This is a genomic window from Corticimicrobacter sp., assembly GCF_040137905.1.
Taxonomy (GTDB): Bacteria; Pseudomonadota; Gammaproteobacteria; order Burkholderiales; family Burkholderiaceae_B; genus Corticimicrobacter.
In genome coordinates, this window is record NZ_JBEFDG010000089.1 from 1 (window position 1) to 24,593 (window position 24,593).

A 24,593-nucleotide genomic window follows, 5' to 3' on the forward strand; every position below is an offset into this window, starting at 1 on the left:
GTTAAGTGCACATTATGACGAAAAAGCCAAAAAATGAGAAATATGCTGCACTTCAAGAGGAAGTTCTCTCTCCCTCTTGTCCGCAGACTGCAACCGCAACCCGTACGCGCCTGAGGCGAGGCGGCATTTTGGTGGCACGCCGCAGCAATACAGCATAGACGGGAGCCTTCAGCGGGACCTGTCTGAACGAAGCGAAGCGCAGTGAGTTCGTCCCGTTGCCCGGCTATGCTGTATTGCTGCGGGTAGTCCGGCACCGTTCAGGCACCCGGACCGTGTCACAGATGCCGCCTCGCCTCAGGCGCGAACGGGCGTGTCAGCAGTCAGCACTTTACCCGATAGCGCGCACTGGCCGCATGCGCCTGCAATCCTTCTCCCAGCGCCAGCGTCTCTGCCAGCGGCCCCAGTGTCTGCGCGCCTGCCTGCGACACATGGATGATGCTGGAACGCTTCTGGAAGTCATAGACCCCCAGCGGCGATGAGAAGCGTGCCGTGCGTGCCGTAGGCAACACATGGTTGGGACCGGCGCAGTAGTCCCCCAGCGACTCGGAGCTGTGGCTGCCCATGAAGATCGCGCCGGCATGACGGATCAGGGCGGCCCAGCGTTCAGGCTGCTCGGTGGAGAGTTCCAGATGCTCTGGAGCGATGGTGTTGGCAATGTCGCAGGCTTCCTCCAGGTCGCGGACGTGAATCAGCGCTCCCCGGTCCTTGAGGCTGGCAGCGATGATGGCGGCGCGCGGCATGTCGGGCAGCAGCCGGGCAATGGCCTCGGCAACGGCGTCGAGATAGGCGGCATCCGGGCTGAGCAGGATGGCCTGGGCCAGTTCGTCGTGCTCGGCCTGCGAGAACAGGTCCATGGCAACCCAGTCGGGTGGCGTGGTGCCGTCGGCGATGATCAGGATCTCGCTGGGGCCGGCGATCATGTCGATGCCCACCGTACCGAAAACGCGGCGCTTGGCAGCGGCCACATAGGCATTGCCGGGGCCGGTGATCTTGTCCACCGCCGGGATGGAGGCTGTGCCGTAGGCCAGCGCACCGACGGCCTGGGCCCCGCCGATGGCCCAGACCCGGTCGATGCCGGCAACGGCTGCGGCAGCCAGCACGATGGGGTTGCGCACACCGCCGGGTGTCGGCGTGACCATCACGATTTCCGGCACACCAGCCACCTTGGCCGGGATGGCGTTCATCAGCAGCGAGGACGGATAGGCGGCCTTGCCACCTGGCACGTACAGGCCGACGCGATCCAGCGGCGTGACTTTCTGGCCCAGCACCGTGCCGTCGGCTTCGGTGTACTGCCAACTGTGCATGATCTGGTGCTCGTGATAGCTGCGGATGCGGGCAGCGGCGCGCTCCAGCGCATCGCGCTGATCGGCGGGCAGTGCGGTCAGCGCGGCTGCACAGTCGGCGGGCGGGATCTCGAGCGCCGCGATCGTGTCGGCCTCGACCCGGTCGAAACGACGGGTGTATTCCAGCAGGGCCGCATCGCCACGCTGCTGGATATCGGCCAGGATATCGGCCACGGCCTGTTCGATGGCAGCATCCTGCGAGGATTCGAAAGCCAGCAGGGTGCGCAGGCGGGTATCGAAGTCAGGGGCGGTGGTGTTCAGGCGGTGGATCATGATGGGTATGAAGCGAAAGTCTGGTGGATCAGGCCGTACCGGCATCGGCTGTCGATGCACGTTCGAAGGCATCCAGCAGCGGCTGCAGTCGTGCGCCGCGCGTCTTGAGTGCTGCGCGGTTGACGATCAGGCGCGAGGAGATCGGCATGATGTCCTCGACGGCCACCAGATTGTTGGCACGCAGGGTGCCGCCGGTCGAGACCAGATCGACGATGACATCCGAGAGGCCGACCAGCGGAGCCAGTTCCATCGAGCCGTAGAGCTTGATGATGTCGACGAAGACGCCCTTGGCAGCAAAGTGCTCGCGCGCCGCCTGGACGTACTTGGTGGCCACGCGCAGGCGTGCGCCCTGGTAGACGGCACCTGCGTAGTCGAAGTCGGCACGGCAGGCCACAGACAGCTTGCAACGGGCAATGTTCAGATCGATAGGCTGGTACAGGCCGCCGGGATGCTGGGCGGTATGCTCGATGAGCACATCGCGGCCGGCAATGCCGAAATCGGCGGCACCGTACTGGACATAGGTCGGCACATCGGAGGCCCGGACGATCAGCAGGCGCAGGCCGGGATCGCTGGTAGGCAGGATCAGCTTGCGCGAACTGTCGGGGCTTTCCGTGACATGGACACCTGCCGCTTCGAGCAGCGGCAGCGTGTCTTCGAAGATGCGGCCCTTGGACAGGGCCAGGGTCAGCGGGGCATCCGGGGTGAAATCGGGACTCATGCGGCTTCCTTGCCGGTGATGCGTTCGATGGCTGCGCCCAGGCTGCGCAGCTTGACTTCCATTTGCTCGTAGCCGCGATCCAGATGATAGATGCGGTCGATCAGAGTTTCGCCTTCGGCGGCCAGACCGGCGATCACCAGGCTGGCCGAGGCGCGCAGGTCGGTGGCCATGACGGCGGCACCCGATAGCGTCTCGACGCCTCGCACCACGGCGGTGTAGCCATCGATGTCGATGTCGGCACCGAGCCGGCACAGTTCCTGCACGTGCATGTAGCGGTTCTCGAAGATGTTTTCGACGATCAGTGCGGCACCGTCGGCCAGCGTGTTCAGCGCCATCAACTGGGCCTGCATGTCGGTGGCCACGCCGGGATATTCCTGGGTGCGCACATCGAAAGACTTGGGCCGCCGCTGCATCACGGCACGGATCCAGTCATCACCCACAGTCAGTTCCAGGCCGGCTTCGCGCAGTTTGTCGAGGGTCGCGCCCAGGTGTTCGGGGGTGACGTTGCGCAGGGTGATATCGCCGCGTGCTGCGCCCACGGCGCACAGGAAGCTGCCGGCCTCGATGCGGTCGGGGATCACGGTGTGTTCGGCACCATGCAGGGCTTCGACGCCATCGATCACGATACGATCGGTGCCGTGACCCTGGATGCGTGCCCCCATTTTGATGAGCAGTTCGGCCAGATCAATGATCTCGGGTTCGCGAGCGGCGTTTTCCAGCACGGTCTGGCCTTCGGCCAGGACAGCCGCCATCAGCAGGTTCTCGGTCCCGGTGACGGTCACCATGTCGGTGCGGACTACGGCCCCCTTGAGGCGGCTGGCGCGGGCCACGACGAAGCCGTGTTCGATCTGGATGTCGGCCCCCAGTGCCGCCAGACCCTTGATGTGCTGGTCGACGGGACGCTGCCCGATGGCGCAGCCGCCGGGCAGGCTGACCCGGGCCTCGCCAAAGCGTGCCAGCAGCGGGCCCAGCACCAGGATCGAGGCTCGCATGGTCTTGACCAGATCATAGGGGGCTTCGAGGCTGGTGACCTGATCGGCGCGCAGCTCGACCGTGCCGTCATCGAGACGCTGCGTGTGCACGCCCAACTGGTCCAGCAGCCGCAGTGAGGTGCGGATGTCGTTGAGGCGCGGCACGTTGTGCAGTCTGAGCGTATCGGCAGTCAGCAGGCTGGCGCACAGGATCGGCAGGGCCGAGTTCTTGGCACCGGAAATCGTGACTTCGCCGTGCAACGGGCGACCGCCAGTGATGAGGAGTTTATCCATTGAACTGCTCTTGGTATTCGGCTGGCGTGAGCGTGGTCATTGCCAGCGCGTGGATTTCGGCATTGCTGCCCTGGATGCGGTCGCCCAGGGCGGCATAGACCAGTTGGTGGCGGGCCACCGTGCGCTTGCCTTCGAAGGCCGTGCTGACGATCAGCGCCTGGAAATGTGCGCCATCGCCTTCGACCTGGACGTGGGTACAGGACAGGCCTGCTTCGATGTAGCTCTGGACTTTTTCGGGAGTGGGCAGCATGGCAGTGACTCAGTAGCGCAGTTTGTAGCCCCGCGCCATCAGGCGCAGCGTCAGGGCCGAAAGGACGGCAAAGACGCCAGCCGTGACGCCCAGGCTGTGCCAGGGCGAGACATCGGACTGTGCGAAGAAACCGTAGCGGAAACCGTCGATAGTATAGAAGATGGGGTTCCAGTGCGAGACGCTCTGCCAGAAGGGCGGCAGGGTATGAATGGAGAAAAAGACGCCTGACAGGAACGTGGCCGGCATGATCAGGAAATTCTGGAAGGCAGCAAGCTGGTCGAATTTCTCGGATACCAGCCCGGCCAGCAGGCCCAGCACGGCCATGATGCCGCAGGCCAGTACGGCAAAGATCACCATCCACAAGGGGCGGGCCAGCGGCAGATCGACGAAGGCCATGGCCACCAGTCCGACGCACAGCCCCACGATCAGGCCACGCAGGACGGCAGCCAGGACGTAGGCCCAGAAAATCTCGCGATGCGACAGCGGCGGCAGCAGCATGAAGACCAGATTGCCGGTGATCCGGCTCTGGATCAGTGATGAGGAAGGATTGGAGAAGGCATTCTGCAGGATGCTCATCATGATCAGGCCCGGCACCAGGAAGGTGGTGTAGGGAATGGTGCCATAGACCTGCAGGCGGCCTTCGAGAACCTGGGCAAAGACGGCCAGGTAGAGCAACACCGTGACCAGCGGGGCCACGATGGTTTGCAGGCCCACTTTCCAGAAGCGCAGGACTTCCTTGCGCAGCAGGGTCGGGAAGCCGGAGCCGGCGTCGAATTGCGGGGTAATCATGCGGGCAGCTCCATGGTTGCGCCGGTTTCATCGTGCATGATGCGCACGAAGGCTTCTTCCAGATCCTGGCTGCCGAGACGGGCCAGCAGCGAGGCGGTGCGGTCCAGGGCCACGATGCGGCCGGCCTTGAGCATGGCAATGCGGCCGCACAGCTCCTCGGCCTCTTCCAGGTAATGGGTGGTCAGCACGATGGTGTGGCCTTCACGGTTGAGGCGGCTGACGAAATCCCAGAGCGTGCGGCGCAGATCGACGTCAACCCCTGCCGTGGGTTCGTCCAGCACGATGACCGGTGGTCGGTGTACCAGGGCCTGGGCCACCAGCACGCGGCGTTTCATGCCCCCCGACAGCGCGCGCATGTTGGCTTCGGCCTTGTCGAGCAGGCCGAGGTTGGCCAGGATTTCGTCGATCCAGTCGTCGTTGCGGCGCAGGCCGAAATAGCCGGACTGGATGCGCAATGTTTCGCGTACGGTAAAAAAGGGATCGTAGACCAGCTCCTGAGGGACCACGCCCAGGGCGCGGCGTGCCTGCCGATACTGGCTCTGGACGTCATAGCCACAGACCGAGGCGCGGCCGCTGGTGGCGTGGGCCAGACCCGCCAGGATCGAAATCAGCGTGGTCTTGCCGGCACCATTGGGACCCAGCAGGCCGAAGAACTCACCGTGCTCGATATCCAGGCTGACGTCGCTGAGCGCGCGCAACCCGGGCGACAGCGGTGGCTTGCCCAGCAGGCGACGCAGCGCGGTGGTGTGTGCGGGATAGGTTTTGGAGATGGACTCTAGACGGACGGCAGACATGGCATGACCTGTGGCCCGCTTCGGCATTGAAGCGGGCAGGTCATTATAAGGTGATCGCCAGGGCCTAGGCGGATTCACCCTGGCGGGGCAGCCGGCAGAACTCGATATGGAACTGACCCGGCTCGATGAAGGCGACGCGATGGCGTACCTCAGGCGCGATGATGAGGGATTCGCCGGCGGCAAGCTCCACGCTGACATCCGGCGACTGTGCCAGTTGATAACGCAGTCGTCCGGCCTGGACCTGCAATCGTCCCCAGACGCCTGCTGCCGTGGCATGGTCTGTCTGGAGTGCTGTCGGCAGCGTGTCCGGCGTGAAGTCGGGCGAGCGGCTGTAGGGTTCTACGCCGGGGGGAAGCGTGAGCGGGAGGTCAGGATGTCGAGGATGCGTCATGCGAGGGTTCTGTCTCCATCATGATGATGCCGTTGGCATGGTTTATTGTACTGGGGAGGGCTCGCCCGGGTGCCTGGTGCCGTGGACACCCTGGTAATTGGCCCAGAGCTTGTTGGCGATCCGCCCGGCCATGGCCTCGACTTCATTGCGCATGGCGGTATTGTCGAGTTCGGCGGTGCACTGGTGGAAAATGGCCAGCCAGCGGCGGAACATGTCGGCAGTAAGGTCGGGCAGGGCCGCGTGCTTGGTCATGGGCGAGCCACTGAAGCGGCGGGTGCCGCGCAGCAGCGAGGACCAGAAATCGACCAGCAGGACGAGATGGGCGTCCCAATCATCGACGCTGGCCTCGAAAATCGGCCCCAAGGTTTCGTCGGCACGGATACGGCCGTAGAATTGATGCACCAGGCCGGTGATTTCCTGTTCGGTGCAGAGTGTCGGATCGGGCATGTGTTCTTGTATGGAATATATGTAAATTGTATGTATAAAACCGCTGGGCAATCAGGACGTCAGATACACTTCTGATCGTGGCAAATAAACTCACCGACGTAAATGACAAACATCAATCATGATATGGCGCAGGTCCATGCCCGGCAGTTGCTGGGGGCCTATGCGCTGTTCAAGGACTTCGAGCCTGCCGTGCTGGATGCCTTGCTGCAGCTTTCCCGCGTGGTACGGGCGAGCGCTGGCGACATCCTGTTTCGCGAGGGGGCACCCGCTTCGTCCTACCTGCTGGTGATGCAGGGCAAGGTCGAGATCCTGCGCTTCGGTGCCAATGGTGATGAAAAAATCTTCGGCTTGCTGGGCGAAGGTCAGGTCGCGGCCGACGCGGCCATGTTCATGCCGCACGGACGCTATCCGATGACGGCGCGGGCCCAGGGCAGTGCCCAGGTCTGCCTGCTGGGTCGGCAGCAATTGCACGAGTGCTGCCGGCGCTACCCGGATCTGGCCCTGCGCCTGCTTGCGCAGCTCAGCCAGCGGGTCTATCAGCGGGTCAACGAGGTCGATTGGGTCATCAGCAGTTCTGCCGCCCAGCGGCTGGCGGTGTACATGCTGAATCTGGCCGGGCCGGTCGGACGCGAGATCAACATGCCCGTCAACCAGCGGCAACTGGCGGCACGCCTGGGCATGCGCCCCGAAACGCTCAACCGGTTGTTTTCCAAGTGGCAGGAAGACGGCTGGATCTCAGGCCGCCAGCGCGACTGGACGCTGCTGGATGCAGAGGCGCTGCAGCAGGTGGCGGGGGACAGTCGCCGGCTGTTCTGATTGCCGGTGGTGCATAAATAGGTTGGCGGTACGACACCGCCTTCAAAGAGACGACTTGGCGTCGAGGCGACGCCGTGACTCAGATCAGCTTGCGTCGTACCTGCGCCGTTACCCACTCACTGACAATGACTGTGGCCAGGATGACCAGCAAGAGCAGCGTGACCTTGGGCCAGGCCAGCGTGCCCAGTGCGGCTTCCAGTTTGACCCCGATGCCACCTGCGCCGACCAGCCCCAGCACGGTGGATTCACGGATGTTGATGTCCCAGCGGAATACGCTGACACCGGCCAGCGTGGGCGCGATCTGCGGTACGACACCCCAGGCCATGACCTGGGCAGGCGATGCACCGGTGGACGCCAGAGCCTCGGTCTGTGCAGGATCGATTTCCTCGATGGCTTCGTAGATCAGCTTGCCGATGAAGCCGACCGAGCGTAGCGCGATGGCGATGATGCCGGCCAGCACGCCGGGGCCGAGGATGGCAACCAGCAGCAGGGCCCAGATCAGGGAGTTGATCGACCGCGAGGCCACGATGGCCAGCAGGGCCACGGGACGAACGAAGCGGACGCTGGGCGTGGTGTTGCGGGCGGCCAGGAAGGCTACGGGTATGGCGATGGCGGTGCCGATCAGCGTGCCGAGGGTGGCGATGTTGAGCGTCTCCCACAGGGGTAGCCAGAGTTCATTGATGAAACCCCAAGCCGGCGGCAGCATGCGGCTGCCGATATCGGCGAATTGCGCCGGTGCATCGCTTACGAAAGCCCAGATCGTGTCCTGGGTCATGACCTGGAAGGCCCAGGAGACGAAGGCCAGCGCCAGGACCCAGCCGGTGAATACGGCCAGGTTGGCGGATGAGGTGCGCTTGTGCCAGGTGGTGGTGGTCATTGGATCCTCTCACGCAACCAGCCCGACAGGTATTCCGCCAGCATGACGATGGCGATGATGACCAGGATCACGGCGGCTGCGGTATTGAATTCGTAGCGATCCATGGCTGTATTGAGAGTGGCACCGATGCCACCGGCACCGACGATACCGATGACGGCCGATTCCCGGAAATTGATGTCCAGGCGGTACAGCGACAGTCCGACCAGACGGGGCAGCACCTGCGACAGCACGGCGAAGTCCAGGACCTGCAGGGGGCTGGCACCGCTGGCGCGCAGGGCTTCCAGCTGGCCGTGGCTGATTTCCTCGATATCTTCGGCCAGCAGCTTGGCCATGAAGCCGATGGTGGCCAGGGTCAGTGTCAGGAAACCTGCAAACGGGCCGAAGCCGAACATGGCGACCAGGAAGATGGCCACGATGATTTCATTGAGTGTCCGGGCGGCGGCGATCATGGCCCGGCAGCACAGATAGACCGGCTTCGGGGCCAGATTGGCGGCTGCACCCACGGCGACCGGCAGGGACAGCAGCACGCCGACGGCAGTGGCCGTCACGGTCATTGTCAGGCTTTCCCGGAAGCCGATCACGATGTCGCCCCAGCGTGAACTGAAATCCGGTTGCGCGAAGGCGGCGACAAAACGCCAGCCGCGCATCAGCCCTTCGCTGACTCGGCTCCAGTTGACGTCGAGGGACGCCAGCGCCAGCATCAGGTACAGCAGCGTGCCCAGGATCAGGGTCCAGCGCAGCAATCGACTGCGGATGAAGGGCGGGCGCTGCCAGGGGGCCGATGATCCAGGCTTGCCGGCAAGGGAGGGAGAGGACGGCATACAGGGTAATCCGAGGACCTGTTGATGGAGACCTGCGACGCTGCTCAGGCCAGGTGACGCCGCAAGTCGGTGTTCAGGAGTTGGCAACAGCCAGCGCAGCCGTCGGTACCAGGGCCTCTGCGCGATGCGGACTGGCAGCGGCAGGTTCCATCCGCTGGGTCAGGGCGCTCCAGTCTTCGTCGCCATAGATGCGTGTCAGCGCCGATTCGTCCACGCCGGTGGCCGGGCCGTCGTAGACGATCTGGCCGCTGCGCAAGCCGATGATGCGGGGCAGGAATTCCGTGGCCAGCACGACGTCGTGGATGTTGATGATGGCCGCCAGTTGATGCTCCCGGCACAGTTCCAGCAGCAATCGCATGATCTGGCGCGACGTCTTCGGGTCCAGGCTGGCAGTGGGTTCGTCGATCAGCAACAGTCTGGGCTGCTGCATCAGGGCGCGGGCAATGCCGACGCGCTGGCGCTGGCCGCCGGACAGGGCATCGGCGCGCTTGTTTTCCATGCCCGCCAGTCCGACCCGTGCCAGCAGTTCGTAGGCCCGGCCGATGTCGGCCGCATCGAAGCGGCGAAACCAGCTGGCCCAGAAGGCGGTATAGCCCAGGCGCCCGGACAGCAGGTTTTCCATGACGGTCAGCCGTTCGAGCAGGGCGTATTCCTGGAAGATCATGCCGATCTCGCGACGGGCTGCCCGCAGTTGCCGGCCCGAGAGCTGGTTCATGTCGCGACCGAGAAAGGCGACTTGTCCGGCGCTGGGCGTGACCAGCCGGTTGATGCAGCGGATCAGGCTGGACTTGCCGGCACCCGACGGGCCGATCAGGCCGACGATCTCGCCGGGGGCGAGATCCAGGCTGATGCCCTTGAGCGCCCGGTCGCCTGTGGCATAGCGTTTTTCCAGTGCGTGGATGTGCAGCATGGCGCGTCTCCTTGTGCGGCGCGCGGGCCGGTTACTGGCAGGTGTATTCGATGCCCATGGCGCGATCGATGTCGCGCACGACCTGCCAGTGCTGCTGGTAGGAAATGGGCATGAACTTCTCTTGCGGTGGTTCGCTCTTGCCGAACTCCTGCAGCAGCTCGGAGCCGTTCCAGTCGAAGCTGAAGAAGGCCTCGCGGATCTTGGCCGCCAGTTCGGGCTTCAGGTTGTAGGCATGGCCGTAGCCGGTGGTGGGAAAGGTCTGCGAGGTGTAGATCACGCTCAGTTGTTCGGGCTGGACCACGCCTCGGCCTTCCATGCGCTGCTTGACCGAGTTGGCAATGGCGGCGGCCGGGTAGTCTTTGTTGGCAACGCCCAGGATGGAATTGTCGTGCTTGCCGGAGAAGACCGGTTCGTAGTCCGTGCCGGCTTCCATCTTGAACTCTTCGCGCAGCAGGGCCGAGGGAGCCTTGTAGCCGGAATTCGAGGTTTCGGACGTGAAGGCCAGTTTCTGGCCCCGGATATCCTCGACCTTTTCGATGCCGCTGCCCGGATAGGTGATGATTTCCATCTCGTAGCCGAAGCGATCGTCGTTGGAGGCCATCATGGCAAAGGGCACGAAGCCCGCGCAGTTCACGGCCAGGGGGTTGGAGCCGGTATTGAAGCCGGCCACATGCAGACGGCCGGCGCGCATGGCTTCAAGCTGGGCGGCATTCGACTGGACCGGGAAGAACTGGACCTTTTTGCCCGTGACCTGTGCCAGGTGTTGAAGGAAGCCGTCCCAGACCTTGGCGTACACAGCCGGATCCTCGACAGGCGTATAGGCAAACACCAGCGTGGCCGGATCGACCCACTGGGCCGGGTCGGTCGGCGCATCCGCCACCAGATCGCCATCGGCATCCTGGTAGCGTGCGTCCAGGGCGTGGGCCGGTGCAAGGGCGCACAGGCCGATGCCAGCGAGCAGGGCGTGGAACAGGGGCTTGAGGGACATGGTGGAACTCCCGCGTCAGGTCATGAAAATGATCGGAATCTGGGAGTCTATGGGGGGCAGATGACGTAAGTATGACTGCTGCTGGAGGCGTGAGTGACTGCGCGGGTAATACACTGGCTATAGGATATGTGTAGGGGTAGTCATGATTTCAAGATCTAGTTTCCTGGTGGACTGCACGGAGGGAGAAGTGCTGCGCGCCGAGCTGATCAACCTTGTCGGTGGATTTGATATTGAGTTCAGTATTTCGAATTTCGATTATTTTTCCGTGGCTGAATATCGGGATTATGTCGAGAAAAATCAATTTCCCGTGAACGACAATTCGGACGTGCTGGCCGTGATGGCAGAGGTGGAGTTTTTGCATGAGGTCTGTTTTCATGCCGGCTCGCAGTCTGTGGCCAGCCAGTATCTTCCTGCGCTGACGGGTCTGGTGGCGCAAATGCTGTCGAAACGCCTTGGCTGCAATGCCATCAGCAGTTTTGTGCCCTTGGCCAGTAGCGAGGATTTTCCTGTGTCGTATTTCTCGAGGGGCAAGGAAGTACGGGTTTTTTCGCGCCTGGATGCCGATGCCTGGCAGCGGGTTGAATGGGTCAGGGTGGATAGAGATTGATGGATATTGTGGATGGTCTGGTTTTTGACGATGCCGGCGGCGGTTCGGTAGTGTTCAACTATCGAACATGGGTCGAGATGCTGTGCGCAGTGATGTGTGACTATGCTGGCAAGAGTCGGCAGGAGAGTGAGTTGCTGGTGGCGTCGAGTGCAGTGGTGAAAAATGCGGCTGCCAGCCATATGTCGGTCGTGCTGTGCAGCCATGAGCTTGAATATCACTGGGCCATGCTGATCGCGTATGGCGAAAACTATTGGGCTCATGGAATAGACCCCACTGAGCCGGACGGCTATGTTGAGTGGGAGCAGGCGTACAGAAGGCGCAATGGACTGGCAGACGAGAGTTTTCTATATATTGACGCGTGAGTGATGCAGGCAAGGATATCAGTCAGGCTGGATGCTGGTGATCTGCAGCACGACCGGTTCGGCTCCGGTACGGGCAAAGTGCTTTTGCGAGACGGGATGGGTGAACACGCTGCCTGGGGGCAGTGTCTGCAGGCTGGCAGCGTCGAATTCGGTGCCAAAGCCGAGCTCCAGCGTGCCGCTGATGACCGTCACGATGAAATAGCCCTGGTCGGGGCCGTGGGGCTGCAGGTCCTGGTTCGGCGGTAGCGTGGCGCGGATCGTGCGGACATGATGTGCGGCATCTTCGTGCAGCACAACCCGCCCCTGCTGTGCGGCCAGTTCGGGTCCGGGCAGGGCAATATCGGCCGAGGACTGTGCCTGCGCGGCCGCTGCTGCTGCGCACAATGTACCGGCGATAATCCTGGCGAGGTGTCGGGTCATGATCTGCTCCTGAAAGATGTGTGAATGGTGATGGATGCCGATACCATCCTATCGTCTCAATTTTCAATTGAGAATGATATGCGTCAATAGTTGAGTTGCAGGACAGTCTGGAGCGAATCAGCGGCAGGTTGCTGTGGGCCTGTCGGGCCTGTCAGCGCAATTTCTTGCCATGGCTTGATCCAGTTCATGTGCATCGGGCGTGAGATGAGGCACATCCGGGTAAACTCGCGGTTTTGCCTCTTCTTCCATCCATCTTTCGGCATCCAATCCCATGTCCGCATCTTCTTCAACGCTACTGCGCATCCTCAACCGCGTGCCGCTGATTACCCAGATCGCCATTGGCCTGCTGCTGGCTGTGCTGCTGGCCTGGTTCAGTCCCGATACGGCACGGCAGTTCGGTTTCCTGGGCGACATCTTCGTGTCCGGCCTGCGCGCAGCAGCTCCCGTCCTGGTGCTGGTACTGGTGGTTTCGGCCATTGCCAACCAGCAGGCCGACCAGCCTACGCATATCCGGCCCATTCTGCTGCTGTACGTTATCGGTACTTTGGGGGCGTCGATGATCGGCGTAGGGGCCAGCTTCCTTTTTCCGTCGGGCATTACCCTGAGCGAAAGCACGCAAGCGCTGTCACCGCCGTCGGGTATCGTCGAGGTCGTCAAGAACCTGTTCATGAGCGCCATCACCAACCCGGTGCGAGCCCTGCTTGATGCCAATTTCATCGGTGTACTGGTCTGGGCGCTGGGTCTGGGCGTGGCCATGCGCCATGGCAGTGAAACGACACGCCTGGTGTGGGCCGATCTGGCGGCAGGCGTGTCGCTGATCGTGCGGGTGGTGATCCGCTTTGCGCCGCTGGGCATCTTTGGGCTGGTGTGCCATACGCTGTCCACCACGGGTTTTGGTGCGTTGCTCGAATATGCGCATCTGCTGGCCGTGCTGATTGGCAGCATGCTGCTGGTCACCTTCGGGCTGAATCCGTTGCTGGCGTTCTGGAAGATGCGTCGCAATCCGTATCCCATCGTCTGGCGCGCCGTGCGCGAAAGTGCAGTCACGGCGTTCTTCACGCGCAGCTCGGCCGCCAACATCCCCGTCAACCTGGAACTGTGCAAGCGCATGGGCCTGCACGAGGATACCTATTCGATCTCGATCCCTCTGGGTGCAACGGTCAACATGGCAGGTGCCGCCATCACCATCAGCGTGATGACGCTGGCCGCAGTGCATACGCTGGGCATTCCGGTCGATTTCCTGACGGCCATGCTGCTGTGCGTGGTGGCATCGATCGGTGCCTGCGGCGCTGCCGGTGTGGCGGGGGGGTCATTGCTGCTGATTCCGTTGGCCTGCAACATGTTCGGCATCCCCGATGACATCGCCATGCAGGTGGTGGCGGTTGGCTTCATCATCGGCGTGCTGCAGGATTCGTTCGAGACGGCACTGAACTCGCATACCGACGTGGTGTTCACGGCAGCCTGCGAACAGCGCTGATGTTGCATTCCCGGTACTGGCCATAGTTGAATCCCAAAGCGTTTGCTGCACCGCATCTCAAGGAAAACCTGCATGTACGGTCTGCCGCCATGACGGCACACTGGCATCCAGGCCATGCCCGGCCGGGCGCGCCTGTTTTCGGGATGAGGTCGGATGCAGTCTTCACATGTGGCGCATGTCCAAGAAATCGAGGCCGTTTGCCTGGGCAGCCTGTCGCAGCGCGATGCGGCAGTGGTGCACAGCTGGCGGCGGTGCATCGAACATCATCGGCTGGATCCGGCGCAGGCCTGCGAGGCCTATATCGTGCCGGATGCCCAGTTGCGCGAGCATCGCCAGCAGTCCGAGGCGCTGATCAATATTGCACGCTCCGGACTGGAGCGCCTGTACCAGCAGGTTGCAGGGCTGAACTACGTGCTGCTGCTGTCCGACAGCAAAGGAGTGGCGGTCGATTTCCTGGGGGCAGAGGGCCAGCGTGACGCCTTGCGGCAGGCCGGCCTTTATCTGGGCTCGGAGTGGTCGGAGCAGCGGGCCGGTACCTGTGCCGTGGGTGCCTGCCTCCAGACCGGCGAAGCCCTGACCATTCACCAGAGCGATCATTTCGATCATGTGCACACGCCGCTGTCCTGCACGGCGGCACCCATATACCACCACGACGGGGAACTGGCTGCCGTGCTGGACCTGTCCCTGTTGCAGTCCCCGCAGGCCAAGGCCAGCCAGGGGCTGGCCCTGCACCTGGCCAATGCCGCAACGCGACGCATCGAACTGGCCAATCTCATGGCCTGCCACCGACAGGAGTGGATTCTGTGCCTGTCGCTGTCGCCCGAATTCCTGGATATCGATCCGGAGGCCGCCGTGGCGATCGATGGCGCGGGGCGCATCAAAGGCATGACGCATACCGGTGCCCGCATCCTGGCGCGTGCTGCCGGCCTGGACTGGCGCAAGCCGGCAGGCCTGCTGGGACAGCAGATGACACGCTTCCTGCACCTGGGGGCAGACCAGTTGCCGACGCTGATGCGGTATCGCCCGGCGCAGGAGCGCGTCGTGATGGCGCGTGATGGCAGCGTGCTGTTTGCCCATGCGATCGAGCCCCGTCGCGCGCCGGCAGGCCGGGTTGCCGATGTAGGCAGGGTCGAGGCCGATGCCGCGCTGCCCCCTGCGTTGCAGGGATTGGCAGGGGGTGATGTCGCCATGCAGTCCATGCTGGCCAGGGCCGCACGGCTGGCGACGCGTGACCTGCCGGTGCTGCTCCAGGGCGAGACGGGGGCGGGCAAGGAGCGCCTGGCACGCGCCATCCATACTGCCAGCGGCAGGCAAGGGAATTTTGTCGCCATCAATTGCGCCGCATTGCCGGAAAGTCTGATCGAGAGTGAACTGTTCGGCTACCTGGCGGGCACTTATACGGGGGGCGCTGCGCGCGGCCGCGCCGGCCTGGTCGAGGCTGCAGATGGCGGCACCCTGTTCCTGGATGAAATCGGTGACATGCCGCTGGCGTTGCAGAGCCGGCTGCTGCGGGTGCTGGCCGAGTCGGAGGTCATGCCCCTGGGTGCGCGCAGCGGCAAGCCTGTGGATATCCGTGTGATCTCGGCAACACACCAGGACCTGGGTACGCGGGTGACGCAGGGACGATTCCGGGCTGACCTGCTGTATCGCCTGAACGCGGCGGTCCTGTCGCTGCCGGCGTTGCGGCAGCGCACGGATATCGAGTGGCTGGTGCAGCAGATACTGCAGCGGCACGGCGTCGATAGCGATGTGCCAAGCCTGTCTCCTGCCGCCTGGCAGGCGCTGCAGGTGCATGACTGGCCGGGCAACTTGCGAGAACTGGATAATGCACTGATGCTGGCGATTGCCCTGGCCGACGGGCCGTGCATTGAAGTCCATGACTTGCCCGAGGCCTTGTGCGCAGTGCGACCGGGGCTCTCGCCCGACAGCAATACGGGCGATGGGTCAGCAGAGGCTGCATGGCAACGCGTGTTGCAGTCCTGCGGTGGCAATGTCAGCGCCGCCGCGCGACGCCTCGGGATCAGCCGTTCCACACTGCATCGCCACATCCGTCGCGATGGGTTGTACAACGAGTGCACCAAGGGCGATACAGGTCGCGACACCTGATGCGACACGTGTGTCACGCGTGGCACAGGTTCATGCCGTGTTGGCCGGCCGGGCCCCAGTAGCATGGCCGATTTGCGGCTGGCATGTAATTTGCTTGGTTCTCCATGACCGGACAGCACGAAGTCCGGCATATTAAAAACGATACGGAGACACACCATGCAAAAACAGCAGGAAACGCCGCCGGCTGCACGCCAGCTCGATACCGTTCTCGAACAGTTGACCCAAGCGATGGCCCGCCATGCGCCAGAGGAAGCCGCAGCCCTGTTTGCCGATGACAGTTACTGGCGCGATCTGGTCATGTTCACCTGGAACATCCGCACACTGGAGGGGCGTGACCAGATACGTGAGATGCTGGCACAGCAACTGGAGGGCGTTGCGCCGGTCACGTTCAAGCGGGATGATACAGAGCCTGTCAGCGACGACGGGCAGGGTCTGGTCGAAGGCTGGCTGCGCATCGAGACGGCGCTGGCGCGTGGCTATGGACATATCCGCCTCAAGCATGGCCGGATCGGGACATTCCTCACGACCATGTCCGAGCTGAAGGGGCACGAGGAGCCCCTGGGCGTACGCCGCCCCATGGGGGCCGAACATGGCATCCGGCGTGGCCGCCAGACCTGGCAGGAGCGACGCCAGCAGGAACAGGCCGAACTCGGGACGACCCGCCAGCCCTATGTGCTGATCATCGGCGGCGGCCAGGGCGGCATCGCACTGGGCGCACGCCTGCGGCAACTCGACGTGCCCACCCTCATCATCGATCAGCATGCCCGGCCTGGCGACAGCTGGCGTCGGCGCTACAAGTCGCTGTGCCTGCACGATCCGGTCTGGTATGACCATCTGCCGTACATTCCCTTTCCCGAGAACTGGCCGGTGTTTGCACCCAAGGACAAGATCGGCGACTGGCTGGAAATGTACGTCAAGGTCATGGAGCTGAACTACTGGAGCAGCACCGTATGCAAGCGGGTGCGGTACGACGCATCCAGTCAGGCCTGGGAAGTCGAGATCGAGCGCGATGGCCAGACGCAGATCCTGCGGCCACAGCAACTGGTCTTTGCCACCGGCATGTCGGGCAAGCCGAACATTCCGAAAATCGCCGGACAGGATGTCTTCAAGGGCGAGCAGCAGCACTCTTCGCAGCACCCCGGCCCCGAAGCCTATGCCGGCAAGAAAGTGGTGGTGATCGGTGCCAACAATTCGGCCCATGACATCTGCGCGGCCCTGTGGGAGGCGGGCGCGGACGTGACCATGGTGCAGCGCTCGTCCACGCACATCGTGCGTTCAGATTCGCTGATGGAGATCGGCCTGGGCGATCTGTATTCCGAACGGGCGCTGGCGGCCGGTGTCACAACGCGCAAGGCCGATCTGCTGTTTGCCTCGCTGCCGTATCGCATCATGGCCGACTTCCAGATTCCGGTCTACGACAAGATCCGTGAGCGTGATGCCGACTTCTATCGCCAACTTGAGGCGGCTGGTTTCATGCTGGACTGGGGCGATGACGGCTCCGGCTTGTTCATGAAATACCTGCGCCGGGCATCCGGCTACTACATCGATGTTGGCGCGTGCCAGTTGATCATCGATGGCAGCATCAAGCTCAGGTCACGCACGGATATCAGCCATCTGACCGAGGATGCCGTGGTCCTGGCCGACGGCACGGCGCTGCCGGCCGATCTGGTGGTCTACGCCACCGGCTATGGTTCGATGAATGGCTGGGTGGCCGACCTGGCCGGACAGGAAATGGCCGACCGGGTTGGCAAGTGCTGGGGCCTGGGATCGGACACCACCAAGGATCCGGGGCCGTGGGAAGGGGAGCAGCGCAATATGTGGAAACCGACCCAGCAGCCGGCCCTGTGGTTCCATGGCGGGAACCTGCACCAGTCACGGCATTATTCCCAGTATCTGGCGCTGCAGCTCAAGGCGCGTGAGGCCGGGTTGCCGGTGCAGGTGTATGGGGCGCAGGAGGTGCATCACCTGAGGTGAGTCGGACGAAGGTAAACCATCCTGTCGGAAAGGGCAGGCTTATTGAGCGGTGCTGCCGGTAGGGTATCCGCTTAATGGCCTGCTCGGACCTGTTTGTTGTATTGATGAGATTAAACATAAACGGATCAGCCACTTCATGCAGAATAAGCATATGCGTGTGGATTGAAATGTTATTTACATGAGCGTGGTGTACAGTAAAAAGCTTGACAGCATTTCTGGATCGCAATAATTCAAAAAAAGTGATCTTGTGTGGTCTTTATGAGGACCTTGGTATGACGCAGCTTCAAAGCACCACGACCGTGCAGCTTCACGCCAGCATTTGGCATGTGTTGGAACTCGTTCGATTACGCCAAACGCCATGGCACAAGAAGCAGGCCATTTTCGACAAGCTTCAGTCACTCGGGCTGATCGAGGCCATCCCACAGAGAACGTTGACACCTTCGCCACACCCGGCTCTCATGATCGCTGTCCTGACAGACGATGGGCGCCAGGCACTTGAAATGCGGGCGGGTCAGCAGGCTGCCATCGGCAGGTTTTTGAGTGCTTGAGATGCTGTAGGTCAGGTTGCCGGGATAATGTGCGGCATTGCGGGCATTCTGAGTGCACCTACATGCGACTCCTGTAGACACACCGGGTCTACAGGTTCACACTCCTGCTATTCGATTCGCCTGGCACGCCCCTCATGCTCAAAAATTTTTATGAATTGTCTGTTTCGCTGCTTGAAATCTGCGGAACACTCGCGATCCTGATAGGATCGGCCGCAGCAACCTGGCAGTTTTTCAGGCAATCGCTGCGTGATGGCTACGCCAAGGCCTATCATCCCTTTCGGTCTTCGCTCGGACGCAGCATTCTGCTTGGCCTGGAGTTTCTCGTTGCCGCAGATATTCTCAATTCATTGGTCATTGCGCCCACACTCGACGATTTGCTGATTCTCGCGGGTCTGGTGCTGGTGCGCACTTTCCTGAGTATTTCCCTGGGTGTTGAAATCAATGGGCATTGGCCGTGGCAGGATACCCGGCTTGAGCGAGAGGAAAAGGCTGCGGCAAGCAAGCAGGCGTAAGTCTCGTGCTGTGCCGGTATTGAGGTTCCGATTTCAGGCGCAGAACCGGCGGATCTCGTAGTGGGTACTGCGCCCGCCGCCAGCGGCTTTTTGCAGGACAGCGTGGCGTAACAGCTCTGTGATGTCGCGCAGGGCGGTGTCCTGTGAGCATTTGGCGATGGCTGCCCACTTGCTGGTTGTCAGATTGCCTTCAAAACCATCCAGCAGTCGGTTCAGTACTTTGATCTGGCGTGTATTCATGGGGATGCTGGCGGCCCTTTGCCAGAACTTCGCTTTTGCCAGTACCTGATCCAGGCTGATGTGTGCCTGTTCCACTGCCTTGAGCAAGGCTGCCAGGAACCACTGCAGCCAGGTGGTCACATCCATGTCGCCTTTCTGGGTGTGTTCCAGAATGTCATAGTAGGCTTTGCGCTCTCGCTGAATCTGCGCCGAAAGGCTATAGAATCGCTGCAGACTGCCATCTGAACGTGTGATCAGCAGATCACCGATGGCACGGGCAATGCGACCATTGCCGTCATCGAACGGATGCAATGTGACACACCACAAGTGTCCCAGACCCGCTCGAATCAATGTAGGTTCGAAGGGCGTGCGTGCGTTGATCCAGTCCAGGAAATGTGCCATTTCAACGGCCAAACGATCAGCCGGTGGTGCTTCAAAATGCACCTTTTCTCGTCCAATAGCACCCGATACAACCTGCATGGGCCCGGTGGAGTCGTCTCGCCAACTGCCGATGCGGATACGGTTCATGCCGGAATAGCCGGCAGGAAACAAAGCAGCATGCCAGCTGAACAGGCGCTCTTGTGTCAGTGCAGTGGTTGCATTGCGGGTGGCATCCAGCACCATGTCCACGACGCCCTCGATATGGCGATCAACAGGGGCCAAGGCACCGATGTCTACGCCCAGTCGACGCGCAACAGAGGATCGAACGGAGGCGACGTTTAACGCTTCCCCCTCAATGGCGCTGGTTTGGACAACATCTTCCGTGAGCGCGGCCAGGCTGGCTTCTGCCTGTAGGCCCATGCCGACATCGGTGAGGCGGCCCAACAGGTGGCCCTGGGCGCGGCTGACCGCTGCCATGGGCTCTGCCAGGACAGAAAGATCGTATTGCCAGTCAGGCCAGTGCGGCGATTGCCAGATATATTCACCGTATTTCATGCGGTGATTGTGAGGCGGATTTGCCGGGCTGTCAATGAGATGCCATGGCAGGATTGTTCAGGAAGATAGGAGTAATTTTCGGCGGACTTTAGTTGGTATGTTTCGTAAAACTATGGTCGTGGATTCGTTGCCGCGTGATTCAGATAAAAATCCAGATATTTTTTCGGACGCTCCCGAAATGCCCGTTTTTTGCCATAACGATAGGCATCATGAAAATACGCATATGCCTCTTCATTCTGGCCCAGTTCGTGGCAGACCATGCCCAGGTCAATAAGCGGGGCAGTATCGATGTCCGAGCTTCTGGTTTTCAGGGAGATTTCTGCCCATTTTTTGGCTTCGGCATAGGCGGCGCACTCAAAATGGACACTGTAGAGGCATGAGGCGATCCAGCTGGCAATTTCCCAATCCAGTTGGGGAGCAGGCAGCAAGTCCCATGCGGCCTGATATTTCTGTTGCGCTGCCTGGTGATCTTTATTTGTCTGGAGAATATTGCCCTCCTCGACAACGGACACAATGGAGTCTTCCAGTTTCGGGTTGAGATCGGAAAGCACTTTCATGATGGATAGACTTTGAGTACGGGCGCAAGAAACAAGTTTCCTGGCATGCCTGTGATGTCGACACGATGGAAGGAGTCAGGCAGGCCGACCAGGGAAGTGAGTCTCGATTATCTCAAATCCTGGCCCGTACCTGCCGAGGGATTTTAAGTCCCCCGGCCTTCCCACCCTTTAAAACCCCAGCGTCAATCCATCCGGATTGCGCGGATCCGAATACCCATACAGCTTCCCATCCCGCACCATGATCGTCTGGGTACGCCCCATGGCGGGTTTCACCGCCAGCTTGTGCCCACGCTGCTCCAGCAGCGCCATCGTATCCGGGCTCAGGCCCTTCTCGACCCGCAGTTCATCCGGCAGCCACTGGTGGTGGATGCGCGGCACCGAGGCGGCTTCGGCCGGGTTCATGTTGAAATCGATCACGTTGACTACGGTCTGCAGCACCGTGGTGATGATGCGCGAGCCGCCCGGGCTGCCGGTGACGAGGAAAGGCTGGCCGTCTTTCAGCACCAGTGTCGGCGTCATGGATGACAGCGGCCGCTTGCCCGGGGCGATGGCATTGGCTTCGCCGCCGATCAGGCCGTAGGTGTTGGCTACGCCCGGCTTGGCAGAGAAATCGTCCATCTCGTTGTTGAGCAGGATGCCGGTGCCGGGTACCACGATGCCGGTGCCGAAGTTGGTGTTCAGCGTGTAGGTCACGGCGACGGCATTGCCGTGCTGGTCGATGGTCGAATAATGTGTGGTCTGGTCGCTTTCATAGGCTTGTGGCTGGCCGGCGCGTATTTCGCTGGCGGGGCGGGCCCGGTCGGTGATCGACAGCGCGAGGTTGTCGGCATAGGCCTGGGAAAGCAGGCCGCTCAGCGGGATGTTCACGAAATCGGGATCACCCAGGAATTCGGCACGATCCGCATAGGCCAGCTTCATGCTTTCGGCCATGTAGTGCAGGCTTTGCGCACTGTTCTGGCCCCACTCGGCCAGGGGCCAGCGTTCCAGGATGTTGAGCATCTGCACCAGGTGCGCGCCGCCTGACGATGGCGGCGGCATGGTGGCGATCTGGTAGCCGCGATAGGTGCCTTCGACCGGCTTGCGCTCGATGGATTGATAGCCCTGCAGGTCCTGCCGGGTGATGGCACCGGGCCAGGCCGCCATTTCCTGAGCAATCTTCCGGGCGATTTCGCCTTCGTAGAAAGCGGCAGGGCCTTGTTGCGCGATCAGTGTCAGCGAACGGGCCAGATCTTTCTGGACCAGTCGGTCGCCGGCCTTGAGCGGTGCACCGTCGCGCCAGAAGATGGCACGGGTGGCAGGCCACTTGCCCATGTTGTCCTTTTCACGCTGCAGGCCATTGGCCAGGCTGTTGCTGACAATGAAGCCTTCATCGGCCAGGCGGATGGCGGGCGCGATCAGTTGCGCCCAGGGCAGCGAGCCCCATTTTGCGTGGGCATGCGCCATGCCGGCGACGGTACCCGGCACACCCACGGCATAGTGCGTGTAGAGCGACTTGCCATCGATCACGTTGCCATCCTGGCCCAGGTACATGTCGCGGCTGGCCTGGCTGGGGGCCATTTCCCGGAAATCCAGCGCGATGTTCTGGCCCGTTTTGGCGTCATGCAGCACCATGAAACCGCCACCGCCGATGTTGCCGGCATTGGGCAGCGTGACTGCCAGTGCGAACCCGACCGCCACGGCAGCATCGACGGCATTGCCACCGGCCTGCAGCACTGCCAGACCGACCATGGATGCCAGGTTCTGCTCGGTGGCGACCATGCCCTGTGTGCCCGTGACCGGGTGGAAGATTTCCAGCCCGGATTCGTAGGCAGCTGCTGCAGCGAGGGCCGCTGCGGATTGCTGGAAGGAGGGCTGTTCCTGGCCGGTCTGCTGGGCCGAGGTCGAGGTGGTCGTGCCGCAGGCGGCCAGCAGTACGCTGGTCAGTGCAAGGCCAAGCAGGGGGAGGGTTCTGGCGGTGCCATGTGTCATTGGTCTGTCTCCTTGAAACGGGCGGGATACGGCCCAGGTGCCACTCTAGCCTGTTCCTTCGTGGCAGGACATTGGCGCAATCCCTTGTGATGTGATGACAGGGAGGCGGGCTACGCCTGGCTCGATCTCTGCAAAATGCATGTCGGTTCAGCCTGGGCACAGTGAATAATTCGAGCGCTATTTTCCTGATAGGGTAAACACTAACAGGAAAAAATCTCCTGATGCGGATGGAATTTATATCGTTTTGAGGAAGGCCGCATGCTGCCGTGTAATAGCCCTGACCCCATACCCAAGCGGTGTTTCAGAGACTCATGGATACGATCGGATTCCGAATTTTCCCCAGCCCCGCGGCTGAACAGGATGCCAGCCTGCTCGATGCCTTCGAGCAGATCGGCGTGGCACAGATCAGCGATTGCATGCAACGCCTGTACGGCGCGGTCGGGCTGCGGCCCTATCATGTGGCCGGCAAGCGCATCGTCGGCTTTGCCGTGACCGTCAAGGTCCGGCCGGGCGACAACCTGATGATCCACAAGGCGATCTCAATGGCAGCGGAAGGCCAGATCATCGTCGTCGATGGCAAGGGGGAGCTCAGCAATGCGCTGGTGGGTGAGCTGATGATGCTCGATGCCCGCCGCCGCGGGGTGCGTGGCTTCGTCATCGATGGCGCGGTGCGCGATTCTGACGTGTTTGCCGAACATGATTTTGGCTGCTTCGCACGTGGCGTGTCGCATCTCGGGCCGTACAAGGACGGTCCGGGTGAGGTCAACGTGCCCGTCAGCATCGGCGGCATGGTGGTCCAGCCCGGCGACATCATCGTCGGCGATGCCGATGGTGTGGTGGCGATTCCCTACGCTCAGGCTCGGGCGGTGCTGGCCCAGGCGCAGGCCAAGGAGGCCGCCGAGGCCGAGTCCAAGCGCAAGATTGCAGCCGGGAACTATCCCAAGCCCTGGCTGGACAAGACGATTGCAGAAAAAACAGGAGCCTGACATGTCCATCATTGCGGACCGGATCAAACGTATCAAGCTGTCGCCCAGCGTGGCGGCACGCGGCATCATTGCGGAACTGCGCGAGCAGGGCCGCAGCATCATCGACCTGACCATCGGCGAGCCCGACTTCTCGACGCCGGCGCATATCTGCGAGGCGGCCAAGCGCGCCATCGACAACGGTCAGACCAAGTATCCGCCCGCGCAGGGCGTGGCCGCGCTGCGCAAGGCGATTGCCGCCCGGCTGCAGATGGAAAACGGTATCGATTATCCGATCGGGCAGATCATCGTCAGCACCGGTGGCAAGCAGGTTCTGTTCAATGCCCTGGCGGCCACCCTCAATGAGGGCGACGAGGTGATCGTGCCGTCCCCCTATTGGGTGTCGTATCCCGACATGGTGCTCGTCAACGGTGGCGAGCCGGTGATTGCGCAGACCGATCTGGCTTCAGGGTATAAACTCACCCCGGAAGTGCTTGAGGCGGCCATCACGCCCCGGACCAAATGGCTGATCTTCAACGCGCCCAGCAACCCGACGGGTGCCGTTTACTCGGCGGAGGAATTGCGGGCGCTGGCCGATGTGCTGGTGCGTCATCCGCACGTCTGGGTGATGACCGACGATATGTATGCGCGCCTGAGCTTCATCGACAGGGCACCCAGCTATATCCTGGCCGTGGCTCCCGAGCTGGCGGATCGAACCTTGCTGGTCAACGGGGTGTCCAAGGCCTATGCCATGACAGGCTGGCGCATCGGCTACGGTGCCGGCCCGGCCGGGCTGGTCGGGGCGATGGCGATCCTGCAGTCGCAGAGCACGTCCGGTGCATCCTCGATCAGCCAGGCGGCTGCGCTGGAGGCGCTGACCGGTCCCCAGGGCTGCGTGGACGAGTTCGCGGCCATTTTCCGCGAACGTTGCGAGGTCGCCTGCGACTTGCTGGCCTCGGTGCCCGGCCTGACCCTGATCCGCCCGGAAGGTGCGTTCTACGCCTTCCCGGATTGCGCTGCCCTGATCGGCAAGTGCACGCCGGACGGCGCGGTCATCCGCAACGACGAGGACCTGTGCCTGTTCTTCCTGCGGGATGCCGGCGTGGCGGTGATCAGTGGCACCGCGTATGGCGCACCGGGCACGTTCCGCCTGTCCTTTGCGGCTTCGCTGGACGATATCCGCGCCGGTTGCCTGGGAATCCGGGCGGCCTGCGAAAAGCTGGTCTGAATTTATTCGCGCACCTGAACGTGCGCGTCATCCAA

At 62.2% G+C, this 24,593-nt stretch carries 26 protein-coding genes; 10 read left to right on the forward strand and 16 right to left on the reverse strand.

What is annotated here, in order from left to right; all coding sequences use genetic code 11:
* Positions 1-320 precede the first annotated feature (320 nt).
* From hisD to ABN482_RS15150, 8 genes are all read right to left on the reverse strand, one after another.
* Positions 321-1,616 (reverse strand): histidinol dehydrogenase, encoded by a 1,296-nt coding sequence (hisD, locus tag ABN482_RS15115; protein WP_349504759.1) that lies wholly within the window; start codon positions 1,614-1,616, stop codon positions 321-323.
* A gap of 28 nt (positions 1,617-1,644) precedes the next feature.
* Positions 1,645-2,334 (reverse strand): ATP phosphoribosyltransferase, encoded by a 690-nt coding sequence (gene hisG / locus ABN482_RS15120; RefSeq protein WP_109062859.1) that lies wholly within the window; start codon positions 2,332-2,334, stop codon positions 1,645-1,647.
* Positions 2,331-3,599: a UDP-N-acetylglucosamine 1-carboxyvinyltransferase gene (gene murA, locus ABN482_RS15125; RefSeq protein ID WP_349504760.1), complete on the reverse strand. Its 1,269-nt coding sequence runs from the start codon at positions 3,597-3,599 to the stop codon at positions 2,331-2,333. The genes hisG and murA overlap by 4 nt, the downstream gene beginning before the upstream one ends.
* Positions 3,592-3,849 carry a BolA family protein gene (locus ABN482_RS15130; RefSeq protein WP_349504761.1) on the reverse strand — a complete coding sequence of 86 codons (258 nt, stop codon included), beginning with the start codon at positions 3,847-3,849 and terminating at the stop codon, positions 3,592-3,594. The genes murA and ABN482_RS15130 overlap by 8 nt, the downstream gene beginning before the upstream one ends.
* A gap of 9 nt (positions 3,850-3,858) precedes the next feature.
* The gene (locus ABN482_RS15135) at positions 3,859-4,638 is read right to left on the reverse strand and encodes an ABC transporter permease (RefSeq protein ID WP_349504762.1); all 780 of its coding nucleotides are present in this window, start codon (positions 4,636-4,638) and stop codon (positions 3,859-3,861) included.
* Entirely contained in the window at positions 4,635-5,432 is a 798-nt protein-coding gene (locus ABN482_RS15140; protein ID WP_109062855.1) for an ABC transporter ATP-binding protein, read from the reverse strand. The genes ABN482_RS15135 and ABN482_RS15140 overlap by 4 nt, the downstream gene beginning before the upstream one ends.
* A 64-nt stretch (positions 5,433-5,496) precedes the next feature.
* On the reverse strand, positions 5,497-5,823 hold the full coding sequence (locus ABN482_RS15145; RefSeq protein WP_349504763.1) for a TehB family protein: 327 nt from the start codon (positions 5,821-5,823) through the stop codon (positions 5,497-5,499).
* Positions 5,824-5,865: 42 nt separating this feature from the next.
* The gene (locus tag ABN482_RS15150; RefSeq protein WP_349504764.1) at positions 5,866-6,270 is read right to left on the reverse strand and encodes a group III truncated hemoglobin; all 405 of its coding nucleotides are present in this window, start codon (positions 6,268-6,270) and stop codon (positions 5,866-5,868) included.
* Between the two features lie 102 nt (positions 6,271-6,372).
* Here ABN482_RS15150 and ABN482_RS15155 point away from each other — a divergent pair, with 102 nt between their 5' ends.
* The gene (locus tag ABN482_RS15155) at positions 6,373-7,086 is read left to right on the forward strand and encodes a Crp/Fnr family transcriptional regulator (RefSeq protein WP_349504765.1); all 714 of its coding nucleotides are present in this window, start codon (positions 6,373-6,375) and stop codon (positions 7,084-7,086) included.
* A gap of 79 nt (positions 7,087-7,165) precedes the next feature.
* Here the strand turns inward: ABN482_RS15155 and phnE (ABN482_RS15160) are convergent, their stop codons facing one another.
* From phnE (ABN482_RS15160) to phnD, 4 genes are all read right to left on the reverse strand, one after another.
* Positions 7,166-7,963, reverse strand: coding sequence for a phosphonate ABC transporter, permease protein PhnE (gene phnE / locus ABN482_RS15160; protein WP_349504766.1), 798 nt, complete (start codon positions 7,961-7,963; stop codon positions 7,166-7,168).
* Positions 7,960-8,784, reverse strand: coding sequence for a phosphonate ABC transporter, permease protein PhnE (gene phnE / locus ABN482_RS15165; RefSeq protein ID WP_349504767.1), 825 nt, complete (start codon positions 8,782-8,784; stop codon positions 7,960-7,962). The genes phnE (ABN482_RS15160) and phnE (ABN482_RS15165) overlap by 4 nt, the downstream gene beginning before the upstream one ends.
* Before the next feature lie 73 nt (positions 8,785-8,857).
* Positions 8,858-9,694, reverse strand: a complete 837-nt coding sequence (gene phnC, locus ABN482_RS15170) for a phosphonate ABC transporter ATP-binding protein (RefSeq protein ID WP_349504768.1) — start codon at positions 9,692-9,694, stop codon at positions 8,858-8,860.
* 31 nt (positions 9,695-9,725) lie between these two features.
* The gene (gene phnD / locus ABN482_RS15175) at positions 9,726-10,682 is read right to left on the reverse strand and encodes a phosphate/phosphite/phosphonate ABC transporter substrate-binding protein (RefSeq protein ID WP_349504769.1); all 957 of its coding nucleotides are present in this window, start codon (positions 10,680-10,682) and stop codon (positions 9,726-9,728) included.
* A gap of 187 nt (positions 10,683-10,869) precedes the next feature.
* Here phnD and ABN482_RS15180 point away from each other — a divergent pair, with 187 nt between their 5' ends.
* Together ABN482_RS15180 and ABN482_RS15185 are read left to right on the forward strand one after the other, a co-directional pair.
* Positions 10,870-11,289 carry a hypothetical protein gene (locus tag ABN482_RS15180; protein ID WP_349504770.1) on the forward strand — a complete coding sequence of 140 codons (420 nt, stop codon included), beginning with the start codon at positions 10,870-10,872 and terminating at the stop codon, positions 11,287-11,289.
* Positions 11,289-11,651 (forward strand): hypothetical protein, encoded by a 363-nt coding sequence (locus tag ABN482_RS15185; RefSeq protein ID WP_349504771.1) that lies wholly within the window; start codon positions 11,289-11,291, stop codon positions 11,649-11,651. The genes ABN482_RS15180 and ABN482_RS15185 overlap by 1 nt, the downstream gene beginning before the upstream one ends.
* Before the next feature lie 18 nt (positions 11,652-11,669).
* Here ABN482_RS15185 and ABN482_RS15190 read toward each other — a convergent pair whose 3' ends face one another.
* Complete coding sequence (locus tag ABN482_RS15190; RefSeq protein WP_349504772.1) at positions 11,670-12,071, reverse strand: cupin domain-containing protein; 402 nt, start codon at positions 12,069-12,071, stop codon at positions 11,670-11,672.
* A gap of 271 nt (positions 12,072-12,342) precedes the next feature.
* Between ABN482_RS15190 and sstT the strand changes: the two genes are divergently transcribed.
* The 5 genes from sstT (at position 12,343) to ABN482_RS15215 (ending at position 18,688) form a co-directional block, all read left to right on the forward strand.
* Complete coding sequence (gene sstT / locus ABN482_RS15195) at positions 12,343-13,548, forward strand: serine/threonine transporter SstT (RefSeq protein WP_349504773.1); 1,206 nt, start codon at positions 12,343-12,345, stop codon at positions 13,546-13,548.
* 153 nt (positions 13,549-13,701) lie between these two features.
* Positions 13,702-15,654: a sigma-54-dependent Fis family transcriptional regulator gene (locus ABN482_RS15200; RefSeq protein ID WP_349504774.1), complete on the forward strand. Its 1,953-nt coding sequence runs from the start codon at positions 13,702-13,704 to the stop codon at positions 15,652-15,654.
* A 156-nt stretch (positions 15,655-15,810) separates the two neighbouring features.
* A complete protein-coding gene (locus ABN482_RS15205) occupies positions 15,811-17,628 on the forward strand; it encodes an NAD(P)-binding domain-containing protein (protein ID WP_349504775.1) in 1,818 nt (605 codons plus the stop codon).
* Between the two features lie 203 nt (positions 17,629-17,831).
* Positions 17,832-18,176 carry a hypothetical protein gene (locus ABN482_RS15210; RefSeq protein ID WP_349504776.1) on the forward strand — a complete coding sequence of 115 codons (345 nt, stop codon included), beginning with the start codon at positions 17,832-17,834 and terminating at the stop codon, positions 18,174-18,176.
* Between the two features lie 134 nt (positions 18,177-18,310).
* Positions 18,311-18,688 carry a DUF1622 domain-containing protein gene (locus ABN482_RS15215; protein WP_349504777.1) on the forward strand — a complete coding sequence of 126 codons (378 nt, stop codon included), beginning with the start codon at positions 18,311-18,313 and terminating at the stop codon, positions 18,686-18,688.
* Between the two features lie 33 nt (positions 18,689-18,721).
* Here the strand turns inward: ABN482_RS15215 and ABN482_RS15220 are convergent, their stop codons facing one another.
* The 3 genes from ABN482_RS15220 to ggt all read right to left on the reverse strand — a co-directional run bounded on the left by ABN482_RS15220 (position 18,722) and on the right by ggt (position 22,368).
* Positions 18,722-19,843 carry a Fic family protein gene (locus tag ABN482_RS15220; protein WP_349504778.1) on the reverse strand — a complete coding sequence of 374 codons (1,122 nt, stop codon included), beginning with the start codon at positions 19,841-19,843 and terminating at the stop codon, positions 18,722-18,724.
* A 110-nt stretch (positions 19,844-19,953) separates the two neighbouring features.
* Complete coding sequence (locus ABN482_RS15225) at positions 19,954-20,400, reverse strand: hypothetical protein (RefSeq protein WP_349504779.1); 447 nt, start codon at positions 20,398-20,400, stop codon at positions 19,954-19,956.
* Positions 20,401-20,568: 168 nt separating this feature from the next.
* Positions 20,569-22,368 carry a gamma-glutamyltransferase gene (gene ggt, locus ABN482_RS15230; RefSeq protein WP_349504780.1) on the reverse strand — a complete coding sequence of 600 codons (1,800 nt, stop codon included), beginning with the start codon at positions 22,366-22,368 and terminating at the stop codon, positions 20,569-20,571.
* 311 nt (positions 22,369-22,679) lie between these two features.
* On the opposite strand from ggt, the gene ABN482_RS15235 reads away from it, so the two are divergent.
* Both ABN482_RS15235 and ABN482_RS15240 read left to right on the forward strand, forming a co-directional pair.
* A complete protein-coding gene (locus tag ABN482_RS15235; protein ID WP_349504781.1) occupies positions 22,680-23,354 on the forward strand; it encodes an RraA family protein in 675 nt (224 codons plus the stop codon).
* A 1-nt stretch (position 23,355) separates the two neighbouring features.
* Complete coding sequence (locus tag ABN482_RS15240; RefSeq protein ID WP_349504782.1) at positions 23,356-24,558, forward strand: aminotransferase class I/II-fold pyridoxal phosphate-dependent enzyme; 1,203 nt, start codon at positions 23,356-23,358, stop codon at positions 24,556-24,558.
* Positions 24,559-24,593: the final 35 nt, after the last annotated feature.